General features: G+C 35.2%; 11 protein-coding genes. 5 read left to right on the top strand and 6 right to left on the bottom strand.

Annotation, left to right across the window (positions count from 1 at the left end; translation table 11 throughout):
• Positions 1 to 9: 9 nt before the first annotated feature.
• The 3 genes from hflD to ACGH80_RS04580 form a co-directional block, all read right to left on the bottom strand.
• Entirely contained in the window at positions 10 to 657 is a 648-nt protein-coding gene (gene hflD / locus ACGH80_RS04590) for a high frequency lysogenization protein HflD (RefSeq protein WP_085163790.1), read from the bottom strand.
• Between the two features lies 1 nt (position 658).
• Positions 659 to 1777 (bottom strand): tRNA 2-thiouridine(34) synthase MnmA, encoded by a 1119-nt coding sequence (mnmA, locus tag ACGH80_RS04585; protein WP_411630601.1) that lies wholly within the window; start codon positions 1775 to 1777, stop codon positions 659 to 661.
• Positions 1778 to 2053: 276 nt separating this feature from the next.
• The gene (locus ACGH80_RS04580) at positions 2054 to 2743 is read right to left on the bottom strand and encodes a helix-turn-helix transcriptional regulator (RefSeq protein WP_065590477.1); all 690 of its coding nucleotides are present in this window, start codon (positions 2741 to 2743) and stop codon (positions 2054 to 2056) included.
• Positions 2744 to 2893: 150 nt separating this feature from the next.
• On the opposite strand from ACGH80_RS04580, the gene ACGH80_RS04575 reads away from it, so the two are divergent.
• Entirely contained in the window at positions 2894 to 3121 is a 228-nt protein-coding gene (locus ACGH80_RS04575; RefSeq protein WP_065590478.1) for a transcriptional regulator, read from the top strand.
• A gap of 70 nt (positions 3122 to 3191) precedes the next feature.
• Here ACGH80_RS04575 and tpiA read toward each other — a convergent pair whose 3' ends face one another.
• On the bottom strand, positions 3192 to 3956 hold the full coding sequence (gene tpiA / locus ACGH80_RS04570) for a triose-phosphate isomerase (protein WP_065590479.1): 765 nt from the start codon (positions 3954 to 3956) through the stop codon (positions 3192 to 3194).
• 100 nt (positions 3957 to 4056) lie between these two features.
• On the opposite strand from tpiA, the gene zapB reads away from it, so the two are divergent.
• From zapB to ACGH80_RS04550, 4 genes are all read left to right on the top strand, one after another.
• Entirely contained in the window at positions 4057 to 4302 is a 246-nt protein-coding gene (gene zapB, locus ACGH80_RS04565) for a cell division protein ZapB (RefSeq protein ID WP_034910977.1), read from the top strand.
• A 78-nt stretch (positions 4303 to 4380) separates the two neighbouring features.
• A complete protein-coding gene (locus ACGH80_RS04560; protein ID WP_174798111.1) occupies positions 4381 to 5688 on the top strand; it encodes a DUF2868 domain-containing protein in 1308 nt (435 codons plus the stop codon).
• 1 nt (position 5689) lies between these two features.
• Positions 5690 to 7048 (top strand): DUF3482 domain-containing protein, encoded by a 1359-nt coding sequence (locus tag ACGH80_RS04555; protein WP_065590481.1) that lies wholly within the window; start codon positions 5690 to 5692, stop codon positions 7046 to 7048.
• Positions 6996 to 7535 carry a C40 family peptidase gene (locus ACGH80_RS04550; RefSeq protein WP_081296713.1) on the top strand — a complete coding sequence of 180 codons (540 nt, stop codon included), beginning with the start codon at positions 6996 to 6998 and terminating at the stop codon, positions 7533 to 7535. The genes ACGH80_RS04555 and ACGH80_RS04550 overlap by 53 nt, the downstream gene beginning before the upstream one ends.
• A 110-nt stretch (positions 7536 to 7645) precedes the next feature.
• Here the strand turns inward: ACGH80_RS04550 and ACGH80_RS04545 are convergent, their stop codons facing one another.
• Together ACGH80_RS04545 and nifJ are read right to left on the bottom strand one after the other, a co-directional pair.
• On the bottom strand, positions 7646 to 8833 hold the full coding sequence (locus tag ACGH80_RS04545; RefSeq protein WP_174798112.1) for a pyridoxal phosphate-dependent aminotransferase: 1188 nt from the start codon (positions 8831 to 8833) through the stop codon (positions 7646 to 7648).
• 261 nt (positions 8834 to 9094) lie between these two features.
• Entirely contained in the window at positions 9095 to 12637 is a 3543-nt protein-coding gene (gene nifJ, locus ACGH80_RS04540; protein ID WP_174798113.1) for a pyruvate:ferredoxin (flavodoxin) oxidoreductase, read from the bottom strand.
• Between the last annotated feature and the right edge of the window lie 704 nt (positions 12638 to 13341).

Genomic DNA, 13341 nt, shown 5'->3' with positions numbered 1-13341 from the left:
AAGTGCAAATTAGTTTGCGCAATTAATTTGGTCTAATAGTTCTTGTGCTGCTTTACAAATGCGTTTACGGCAAAAAAGAAACTGGAAACGATTTCCACCAACTTGATACCATAAAATAGCCGATCGAACACATCCCAAAAGGGCGGTTCTTACTTTTGCTTGTACCAATGTGTTTTGTAAAAATTCGATTTTGCCAACAACTTTTATTCTTGTTGATATCGGGCTGATGATATCAGAATAAATTCCCGCTAATGAATAGGACAGATCTTCAACATTAGTACTAACAGTTTCATCATTTATATCTAGATAAAGCCCTGAAATGCGTTTTAATCGTTGGTCAATTTTATCTAATGCGTCATTATTTTTTAATAATTTGCTAGTAATGCCAATTGTACCAAACAGGTAACGAATAATTTGGACTTGTTCTTTTTGTCCTGATAATAATAGTTGTATTACTGTTTGTAATCCTGTTTTGATATTTTTAATACCATCATAAACATCATCCGTTGTTTTTGGCGAGGTTTTAAACAAGCTTTTTATTGCTTGTTCATAAAGTGTAACATTACAAACGCCTGTGTTAGCAAGTTGTGGCACCAGTATTGCACTTTGTGCTGCACCAGCGAGGGCAATAGCAATATGGTGGTATTTATTATTCACGTTAGTCTTCCTTACTGTTTGTAATTCGTTCTTCTATAATACCACCACCAAGACATACTTCATCTTTATAAAAGACAGCAGACTGACCTGGTGTAACAGCTACAACAGGATTATTAAATATGACTTTAATTTTGTCATCGGTTAATGGTATTACTTGGCAGGGTATGTCTTGTTGACGATAACGTGTTTTTACAGTACAGCTAAATGGTTTTGTTACTACTTTACGATCAACCCAATGAAGTTGTTGAGCAATTAATCCTTCAGAAAGGAGTGCTGGATGATCATGGCCTTGTGCCACAATCAATTCGTTATTGGTAAGATCTTTGTCAACAACATACCATGGTGTGTCGTCAGCTTGTTTTAAGCCACCAATTCCAAGCCCTTTGCGTTGCCCCAATGTGTGATACATTAAACCTTGATGCTGGCCGATAACTTCACCATCAACGGTACGAATGTTACCTGCTTGAGCGGGTAAATATCGTGCTAAAAAGTCACTAAATTTACGTTCACCAATAAAGCAGATGCCAGTTGAGTCTTTTTTAGCAGCGGTTGCTAAACCAAGTTGTTGTGCAATTTTTCGCACTTCTGGTTTTTCGAGTTCACCAACTGGAAATAAGCTTTGGCTTATTTGTGCTTCGCTAAGGGTGTAAAGAAAGTAGCTTTGATCTTTGTTATTGTCGATCCCTCGTAATAATTCGACTTTATCGCCTGTTTGACGTTTACGGACGTAATGCCCTGTGGCAATAAAGTCTGCGCCAAGATCTTCGGCCGCATATTCTAAAAATGCTTTAAATTTTATTTCTTTATTACATAAAATATCAGGATTTGGCGTTCGGCCTGCTTTATATTCAGATAAAAAATGTTCAAATACGTTGTCCCAATATTCGGCAGCAAAATTGACAGTATGTAATTTTATATTTAATTTGTCACAAACTGCTTGCGCATCGGCTAAGTCAACAGCGGCAGAGCAATATTCTTCTGTGTCGTCTTCTTCCCAATTTTTCATAAATAACCCAACAACATCGTATCCTTGTTGTTGTAATAAATAAGCTGAGACAGAAGAATCAACGCCGCCAGACATACCGACAACGACTTTTTTTCGAGTGTTTATATTTGGCATAATATTATATTAATAGGTAAAACTAATAAAAAATTTAATGCTAATTTTAGCATAACTAGTGAAAAAAGCATAAAGTTATGCTGATAACGATTGTTAAGTTAATTTATTTTTTATAATAGCTTTACATTGATTTTATACTGAAACACATAGTTACCTGAAACTTTTTGACATTTTTTTACCTTGATATTCATAGAAAAAAACGAGAGTTAAATACATTAAAACAGCCTTACCAGTCGAAGCCGGTAAAGCTGTAATTAGCCCAAGCTTAAATGGGTTTTAGTTAAGATCTTTTAGAAGATAAACTACATGCCCAATAATTTTAAATTCTTGCGGTTCATGCTTATCCCCAATAATGGTTGGGTACTTAGGATTGTCGCAAAGTAATGCTAAGTTTGCTCCTTGATTTTGAATGCGTTTTATACTGATTTGATCCTCATATTCAACAGCATACAAATAGCCATCGATCGGTTTATAATGCGCTTTATCAATAATAAGAATATCATGATTTGATATTGTTGGCTCCATGCTATCACCTTTTGCCCATACGGCGACTAAGTCTTCGTAATTACAGCCTTGATGCCTTATTAAATTAATATCAAATGGGATTGATTCGATTTTTGAGTAAGATTTCACCATATTATTTAAATGGTGGAATGGGATATATACTGAATCTTGAGTATCTGAATCTGATAATAATCGACATTTACCTTTTCCAGTTACTAACCATTCAATAGGAACATTACATTTTTGGGCTATGATGGCTAATCTATTTAGTGATGGGTAGGTTTTGCCTGATAAGTAATCTCTTATTACAGCTTCTGACATGCCAACTTTTTTAGCAAAGGCATTACCTGAAAGACCTTCTAACACTAAGCTTAATCGATTTTTAAAATTAATGACCCCTGTATTAGTTAGGGTTCGTGTTTTTTCTTTTTCGGTTTGGTTTTTTATTTTATTTTCGAACATTTTTTCCTCTATTCCATTTTTTTATTGTTTTTATTGTTTTAAATCGTTTTTTTCTGTGTTATTCTGTTCTATATAAATTCATATCTTTTGAACATTGTATTACCGATAATCTTTACAATAGTAAGAATTTAACTAATAGAGGATCTCATAATGAGAGAGCAAGATCAAGACTGGGCACCATCTAGAGTTGTAGGCGAAATTAAAATTAGAGGCGGAAATTTAAGAGCATTGTCTAGAGCTAGTGGTTTGCAGGCTGATACTTTAAGAAACGCATTATATCGCCATTGCCCTAAGTATGAACGAATTATTTCTGATTATTTACAAGTACCTGTCGAAAAAATTTGGCCTTCACGTTATCCGACTAAGGCTAAAAAATGATATTAATTTAAATGATAAAAAGACGCTAAATTAAGCGTCTTTTTATTTTGTTATTCGACATATTTATGCGTTATTTTTTAGCCTGTTCAGCCGCTTTAACAATTGCCGCAAAAGCATCAGCTTTTAGTGATGCACCACCAACTAGTGCGCCATCAATGTCGGGTTGAGTAAATAGTTCAGCCGCATTTTTATCATTAACTGAACCACCATATTGAATGGTTACTTGTTGTGCTACTTTTGCATCTTGTTTAGCAATATGATCACGAATGAATTTATGAACAGCTTGTGCTTGTGCAGGAGTTGCAGATTTGCCAGTTCCAATAGCCCAGATTGGTTCATAAGCAATAACCGCACCGTTAAATGCTTGAACACCAAGTGCTTTTATTACTGCATCAATTTGGCGTGCGCAAACAGCTTGTGTTTGACCAGCTTCGTTTTCTGCTTCGGTTTCGCCAATACATAATACAGGCACTAAACCAGCTTCTTTAATAACACCAAATTTTTTTGCAATAAATTCATCAGATTCTTTGTGATAAGTTCGGCGTTCAGAATGTCCAATAATAATATGAGTCACGCCAATTTCTTTTAACATGTTAACTGATACTTCGCCAGTAAAAGCACCTGATAAATTAATACCAACATCTTGTGCTCCTAAAATAATATTAGATCCACCTAATTGGTGTTTTACAAAATCAAGGTATACAACAGGTGGTGCAATTGCAATATCACATGCTGTGTCGTTTGATAGCTCACTTTTTAGTCCTGAGACTAAGCTTTTAGCCATATCCAAACTACCGTTTAATTTCCAGTTACCCATAACGAGAGGTTTTCGCATAATTTTCTCCAACTTAAGATTTAAAAAGGTGTTGATTTTAGAATGAATTCGGTATAATGATTAGCATTATACACCAAATAATTTGAGCTTGAGGAAAAATATGTCATTAGAAATACTAAATCAATTAGAAAGTCGAATCCAACATACTATAAATACTATCAATACATTACAACAAGAGATTGCAACCTTAAGAAAAGGCAATCAAGAGTTAGAGCAATTAATTAATGATAGTTCAGATGAAATGAAAGCACTACGTGACGAAAACGAAAAGCTAAAACAAGATCAGCAAGTATGGCAACAACGTATTCAAACTTTATTAAGTAAAATTGGTGAAATTACACAATAATTGATTCGACTTTATGAACGCGACTTATGTCGCGTTTCTTTTATATTTTATTTATTATAATGTTGAAGATTAAGTCTAATGCGACAAAAGCTAAAATCACTCTGGTTGACCGAAACGATCCATTTAATTGAAACAGAATTTGGGCAGTTTGCTGATCAAGATATCAACCGACAAGTAAGAGCCGAACAAATATCTCTTCCAGATCGAATTGTGATGCGGGCAATCATGTTGTCTAAACAAAATGGATTGTATTTGGCGCAAAAAGTACTTTTGCGATCGGTAAAGTTATCTTTTGCATTATTGCTGCTACTATCTGTTTTTTTAGGTGGTTCATTAGCATTGGGAGCATTAAGTCAAAACCCTATCAATTTGTATTGGGCGCTTTTTAGTTTGTTAGGCGTTCATTTAATTACGCTAACTATTTGGCTTGGTTCGTTTTTCCTCTTTTCCAATTTTGGTGGTAGTTTGTTGATTCATTGTTGGTTGTGGTTGGCTAAAAAGCTTTCTCAAAAAAAGACAGTGCAACAACTGATCCCTGCATTTGTTGAACTATTTGGCTCTCGTATTCGTTGGCTTATTGGGTTTGTGCTTAACCTGTTTTGGACTGTGATTTTAAGTTGTGCATTATTAGTTTTAGTTGTGCTATTTTCAACTAAGCATTATAGTTTTGAATGGCAAACCACTTTGCTTAGTTCTGATACGATTATTGGTTTAACTCATTATTTAGGCTATTTACCGTCATTACTTGGCTTTGAAATTCCAAAAGACGAAGTTATAAAGCTAAGCGAACATGCGTTAAGTGCTGGTGAAATTCGAACATCGTGGGCTGTTTGGCTGTTAGGTGTATTTATTGTTTATGGATTAATGTTGCGGCTTTTGTGTATGGTGTTTTGTGGTGTTAATTGGCTTATTAGTAGTCGTCGAATTGAGCTTAATATCTCTCATCCTGATTATCAAATATTAGCAAATCGGTTGCAGTCATTATTTGTGAATATTGAAGATGCTGATAAATTAGGTCAAAATAGTCACCAGTGGCATTTTTCAACACATTCAATAGAAGCTGCTGAAGGTAATTTTTTGGTTGCCATCGATGTGCAAGAAAGTTGGCACTACCCTGAGTCTGTCTCATTTTTAGGTTTTTTAAATACGCGTGAACAGCGCAGTAATATTCTAGATTATTTACAATTAACGCCAGCTCAAAAATTATTAATTGCGGTTGATACCGATAGAGCGCCAGATAGGGGAGTATTAAATTTTATTAATCAACTGATTAATAAATCTCAGCAAACTCGTATTTGGTTTATTAATCAAGGTAAACAGTACCATAATTGGCAATCATTATCTTTACAGTTGGCTCAACCTGACTGGCTAAGCGAGGCTCTGTAAAATGCTATCAACATTAAAATTAGCAGTGGTTGGTCATGCCAATGTTGGCAAAACATCTTTACTACGCACCTTAATTCGTAATAGTCATTTTGGAAATGTATCTGATAGCCCTGGCACCACAAGACACGTTGAATCAATAACATTGCCACTTGAGCATAATAAATCAATAATTTTTTATGATACTCCAGGATTAGAAGACAGTTTAGCACTTTATGATTATATTAACCAATTACTTCCTACTAATGCAAAACTTGATGGTGTCGATAAATTAACATTTTTTTTACAAAGCCCAGAGTCTGAAAACGTATTTAATCAAGAAGCTAAAGTCATCAAGCAACTGCTAAATAGTGATGCGGCTATCTATGTGATAGATGTACGAGAGCCAGTATTGGCAAAGTATCACGATGAATTAGCTATTTTAGCCAATAGTGATAAGCCCATATTAGCTGTTTTAAATTTTACTGCAGACAGTAACCAAAATGAAAAGGAATGGAAAAGATTACTGTCACGCATTGGGATTCATGCTATTATAAGATTTGACGCTATATTTCCTCCTTTGGATGGTGAAGAACGTTTATATCATAGCCTTGCTTTACTAGTTGAGCCTGCTAAGGTTATATTAGATAACTGGCTAGATAAAATCGCACAAACTCGTAATTCTCGAAATCAAACCGCTAATCTGATTATTGCCGAAACACTCGTTGATGTTACAGCCTTTTATGAAATGGCTAAATCAGAAGATGTGCAGGCAATTGCTGATATGCAAAATAAAGTTAGAAAGCGAGAACAAATGGCGATCAATGAATTATTAAAATTGTATCAATTTGATTCAAATCAAGAAAGTGAAGAGAATTTACCTTTAATAAAAGGTCGCTATAATGCTGATCTATTTAATATTGATGCTCTAAAAATGATGGGTACTCATTTGACTAAAGGCTTTGTTCAGGGGGCGACAATTGGTGCTAGTATTGATTTAGCGACCGGAGGTATCTCACTTGGATCAGCTGCGTTAATTGGTGCCGCAGTTGGTAGTTTAATGCAGACTGCAAAACATTATGGTTCTAGAGTTCGGTATCAGCTTTCTGGATATAGAAAGTTAAGTGTTGATGATGTTATTATCTGTTTTCTTTCTTTGCGCTTAATTCGCCTTAAAGAAAGTTTGAATCATCGTAGCCATGCGGACACTAGCCCAGTTAGATTATCTAAAATAGATAAAACCGAATGGGAAAAAGGCGTGTTGCCTAAAAGCTTAAAATTGGCTAGGCGTTATTCGTATTGGTCAACGTTAAATAAAGGAACAAAAAGAAATGATAAAAAAAGACAATCAACTATTAGGGACGTTGCTCGACAACTGTACTAACGTGAAAAAACGTTTTTTAATAACTATATTGTTTTTTTCTATTTTCATGTTGTTTGGTTGTAGTACTACCCAACGTCAAGTTTCTATTAAGAAAACTAAACCTAGTCCTAATCTAACCATGTTAACTAAAATAGAATCTCACTATAAAAAATGGCAAAACACGCCATACCGTTATGGTGGTACGACTTTAGCGGGTAGTGATTGTTCTGGTTTTGTAATGAATTTTTTTAAAAATAAACTTTCAAAAAATTTACCAAGAAGTGCTGCTGAGCAAGCTCGGCTGGGTGTTAAGGTAAACACCCCTAAAGCAGGTGACTTAGTATTCTTTAAAACAGGCCGTAGCCGTAGTGGTCTACATGTTGGTATTTATTATGCAGATGGCAAATTTTTACACGCTTCAACATCAAAAGGTGTAGTTTATTCAAACTTAAATGATAGTTATTGGAAAAAACATTATTGGATGACGCGTCGTATTATGGGTAGCTAAATTTTTTTCGTCATTATCTTCAATGAATAATTCAATTTTGACGGCTTATAATAAAAATAAAGCTCTTTAAATTAGCTAATATTTAAAGAGCTTTAGAATAAGCTGTTAATTTAAATTTTTCCTTTTTCTTTTAATTCACGCATTACATTTGCAACGTAAAGCATCTCACTCGGCGAACCTAGCGATATTCGACACCAATTTGTTGCTGGTGCGAAATCTCTACCAATTAATACAAAATTATTTTTCATTAGTTCTCGATAATCTTTCAAATCAATTGGACTTTTGTGAAACATAAAATTAGTTTGAGATCTTAAATAATGCAAACCTAGTTCTGATAAAGCTTTTTCCATAATTTGCCTTGATACATCAACCGCTTTTTTAGAGTATGTTAAAAAGGGTTGATCATCTATTGATGCGAGAGCTGCGCAAACACCACAGTAATTCAGTTTTTCACCAGCAACATATTGAGCTATATTCTTAACGTTTTCAACTGAACTGACCACATAACCCACTCGTAACCCTGCCATAGCATGGATTTTTGAGAATGTTTTAAGCAGTATAACATTGTCACAACCTTGTGTAATTAATTTATCAACTGATTCAAATGCAGGATCATTAACAAATTCAGCATAGGCTTCGTCAACAATAAAAATAGTATTTTTAGGCTTACTTTTTATCCAAGATTCAATTTCACTTGTTGCAAAAACTGTCGAAGTTGGATTGTTTGGATTAACTAAATAGACAATTGAAAATCCATTATAATCTTCGGCAGCTTTTTGTATGCCTTTTATATCGATCTGCCAATCTGGCAAACTTGGTACTTTGGTAATTTTTAAATTAAAGATCTTTGCAAAATGTTCTCCATCTCCATAAGTAAGCTCTGGAATGACTAATTGAGTATTTGGCTTAACAAATGCAGCAATAGCACTACGAATACCTTCTGAAGATCCTGCAGTTAATAAAATTTGAGTATCATCGACTTTATGATATTTAGCTAATCGTTTGTTAAGTAATGGCATTTCGGCTTTGGCATAGCGATTAGCTTTTGGTACAGCCTCAATTGCAGCTTGTTTTGCTCGTGGTGACATACCAAGCGCATTTTCATTAAAGTTGAGCCTTACAGGATTGTTAATATCAGGTGTTGCTGCATTTTCAAGCATAGGTAGAGAGAATGAAACAGAGTTCTGCGCTTCTATTGCATGAGCTTTAGATAATAATTGATTAATAGATATCCCTGCAATTGCCGCACTGGAAAATGTGATTAATTTTCTTCTACTAACGTTTAAATTGGATATCATGATTCACCTCCCATTTAATTAATTTTTATGTGGTCAATTATTAATCATGCAAAAATAATACCAAGTTTTTAACGATCATTGGATAATTGATTCGTATATTACTCAATAACATAAAGTTAGTGATATTGGGTTGTTATGTGAGCTATTGTGATTTGAATATGCACAATCCTGGTGCTTTATTGCTCAAATGCGGTAATAAAAAAGGACTATTATTAATAACAGCCCTTTATAATGGCTTATAATTACCATGTATAGCTATTGTCAGCTATCTGCTGGTGTCTCAATATCCGAATAGGTTGCTAGCATCTGTAAGAATTTATATTTAGAATCTGCCATTTTTGTTGAACGTTCATGCAAGGTATTTGCAATTACAGGTTCAAGTGTTTCTAAACGACGGAAACGTTGTTCTTTTAGTAAGATACCAGTTAGTGACTCACTATTTGGTGCTTTTGAGTCTAGCACCAATCCTGGTTTGCCTTCTGCCATACGGCGTGGGTCGTAACGATACAAAGGCCAGAATCCTGATTTAACTAGATCTTTCATTTGTTCATGCGATTTAGCCAGATCATAGCCATGTTCCTCACAAGGACTATAAGCAATAACTAAAGATGGTCCATCATAAGCTTCGGCTTCTTGTAAGGCTTTAAGAGTTTGGTTAAGTTGTGAACCTAATGCAACTTGTGCAACATAGACATGGCCATACATCATTACACTAACACCAAGATCTTTACGTGCTTTATGCTTACCTAAATCAGCAAATTTTGATACAGCGCCCATTGGAGTGGCTTTTGATTGTTGGCCTCCAGTGTTGGAATAACACTGAGTGTCTAATACCAATATATTTACGTTATCAGTTAAGCTCATAACATGATCAAGCCCGCCGAATCCAATATCGTAAGCCCAACCATCGCCACCAATAGCCCAAACTGATTTATCTACCAAATAATTTGCATCTATCATCAACTCTTGTGCTTGCGAAGAATCTAAGTGTGCAAGCTGTTCACGTAATAACTCGACTTGTTGACGTTTTTCCGCTATAGAGGTTTCTGGTGATTTTAAGGCGATGACTATTTCGGGCGAAATATCACCAGCAACATAATCAAGCAAACGTAACGCCCGTTTTTTATGTTGGTTATAAGTAATACGATATCCTAATGCAAACTCTGCATTATCTTCAAATAATGAGTTTGCCCAAGCAGGTCCACGACCATTTCGATCAGTAGTATAAGGCGATGATGGAAGGTTGCCACCATAAATTGATGAACAGCCAGTGGCATTGGCAATCGCTAAATGGTCACCATAAAGTTGGGTCAACAATTTGATGTATGGTGTTTCCCCACAACCTGCGCAAGCACCCGAATATTCAAATAACGGTGTAAGTAATTGCGATGTACGCACATCAATGCGTTCAAGCGTGCTGATATCACGATCAGGCAATGCAGTAAAGTACTCAAAGTTAGTGCGTTGAGTCTCAAGATTATCGATCCGTGATTGCATGTTAATGGCTTTAATTTCAAAATTATTACGATCACGAGCTGGGCACACTTCGACACATAAATTACAGCCAGTACAATCTTCTGGTGCAACTTGTAAAACATATCGTTGTCCCTTCATATCACGAGCTTTTACTTCAAGTGAGCTTAATGAATCAGGCGCATTGATCATTTCATCAGGATCAACAACCTTAGCTCGAATAGCTGCATGAGGACAAGCAACCGCACAATGATTACATTGGGTACAGAGTTCAGGTTGCCAAATAGGGATCTCTTCAGCAATGTTACGTTTTTCCCACTTAGTTGTACCTATAGGCCAAGTTCCATCGGGTGGAAATGCTGATACAGGCAAGTTATCGCCTAAACCAGCTAACATTGCAGCAGTGACTGTTTTAACAAAATCAGGCGCATTAGCAGGTACAATAGATGGCATTGTTGAACTGCTTTGGTCAACACAGCTAAGCGGTATTTGTTCAAGCGAAGCTATAGCTAAGTCGAGCGCTTTCCAGTTATTTTCAACTAAATCTTGTCCTTTACTGCTGTAACTTTTGGCAATGACTTCTTTTAATTGGGCGATATTAAAATCGTTTTTAAAAATTCCAGCTAGATGAAAAAATGCCGCCTGCATAACGGTATTAATTCTTGCGCCTAAATTACATTCACGAGCTATTTTTGCCGCATTGACAATGTAAAAGTGTGCTCGTTTTTGTATTAATTGAGCTTGCACTTCTTTTGGAAGTCTATGCCAAATTTCGTCTTTGCTATACGGCGTGTTAAGTAAAAAGATGCCATCGTCTTTTAACTTATTAACAATTTGATATTTATCGATAAACTGATCTTGGTGGCAGCCAATAAAGTGTGCGCTGGTAATTAAATAGGGTGAATCAATTGGATCTAAGCTGACTCGTAAGTGTGAAGTCGTCAAACCACCTGCCTTTTTAGAGTCATATACAAAATATCCTTGTACATAAAAAGGAGAATTATCACCAATAATTTTAATATTATTTTTGGTTGCAGATACCGTGCCATCACTGCCAAGCCCATAAAATAGCGCTTCAAGAGCAGATTTTTGTGGTATCGATTGGTCAGGTAAAGGTAAAGAAAGCCCAGTTATATCATCATAAATACCAACGGTAAAACGTGGTTTGGGTTTATCTAATCCAAGTTCAGTAAAAATAGCAAGTACACAACGAGGATCAAATTCTTTAGATGATAACCCATAACGTCCACCTATAATAAGTGGCATAGTTGCGCGTTCTTTGCGCGACAGGCTTTCAGCAAATGCGGTCATAATATCTAAATAAAGCGGTTCGGCTTGTGCTCCCGGCTCTTTAGTTCTATCAAGCACAGCAATTTTATTAACAGTACTTGGCATAACTTCGAGCAGATGATTGGCTGAAAATGGGCGGAATAGCCGAACGATCACAACCCCGACTTTTTCGTTTTGTTTAAGTAAAACATCAACTACTTCTTTTGCGGTGCTAGCACCAGATCCCATAATAACAATAATATGCTCAGCATCACTAGCACCATAATATTCAAATGGTTGATACTTTCGGCCTGTTTCTGCTGCAAAAGCATCCATAGCATCAACAACATGTTGATAGACATTATCATAATAAGTATTTATCGCTTCTCGGCACTGGAAGTATGTATCAGGATTAGCTGATGTACCTCGAGTTACCGGTTTATCAGGCGTTAATGCTCGTGAGCGATAGGCTTTAATGGCTTCGTGTGGTAATAAATTACGGATTTGGTCATCACTTATTGGATAGATTTTATTAACTTCATGTGAGGTTCTAAATCCATCAAAAAAATGAACAAAAGGAACAAGGCTATTAAAACTGGCCATTTGCGAAATTAAGGCAAAATCTTGCGCTTCTTGCACTGAACTAGAACAAAGCATCGCAAAACCAGTTTGCCTAATTGCCATCACATCAGAATGATCGCCAAAAATTGAAAGAGCATGCGTTGCAACAGTACGTGCTGCAACATGCAAAACAAAAGGAGTCAGTTCGCCGGCTATTTTGTACAGCGATGGGATCATTAAAAGCAAACCTTGTGATGAAGTAAACGAAGTTGCAAGTGCACCTGTCATTAATGAACCATGAACGGTTGCAATTGCACCTGCTTCGGATTGCATTTCAATCACTCTTGGTGTATCACCAAAGACATTTGGTTTATTAAACTCAGCCCAAGTGCTAGCTTGCTCGGCCATGGTTGAGCTTGGTGTGATTGGGTAAATAGCAATGACTTCGTTTGCCCGATAAGCGACGGATGACACCGCACTATTAGCGTCTGATATGATCATTAAAAAACCTTTTATTTTATAGTGTTATGACATTACTAACTTATTATAAATTTGTATTATTGTATCAGAAACTAACCTAGCTTTTCGTTATTTTTATGTTAAATTTTTTATCATTACAACTCTAGATAAAAATATCGATAAAAACTAAAGTTAATTAACTTAAACTTTAGAAATTATTCATGTTGTTTATTATGATTTGAGTTATTACTTATAAAAAATAAAGATCTTGTAATGTATTAAATATATGATATTTCAAGAATATAAGATATTAAAACAAATACCATAATTTTCTACATAAGTCGTGTATTGATTATGGGGGAATTTATACAACTATGATTTGCTTTTTAGATTATACTTCTATAAAAAGTATTTAGGAGTATATACCGCTTAAAGCTAAGAAACTAATAATTATCAAAAAATATCTCAAAGATAGATACTTTAATTTCAAGCCTAATAAAGTATTACAAATAGTAACAAAAAACTAGCGAAGTCATTTTAAGTGGTCTATAATTCAGACACTTTTGCAGTATTAATCGCTCATTAAACGAGCTATTGATTGTTAAAAATTCAAATAAAATAAAAACTTACTTGACAGGTGGAATGTTATGCGCTATTATATTAGGCACAAGGCACAAGGCACAAGCATTGGCAATCTTATTCCCTAAATCTTTCTAATTATCACAGTAGTCAAAAACAGACGCTAT

The sequence above is a fragment of the Gilliamella sp. BG1 genome, from assembly GCF_046635625.1.
Classification (GTDB): Bacteria; Pseudomonadota; Gammaproteobacteria; order Enterobacterales; family Orbaceae; genus Gilliamella; species Gilliamella bombi.
The sequence above is the reverse complement of the archived record's forward strand: the minus strand, read 5'-3'. Positions and strand labels throughout refer to the sequence as shown.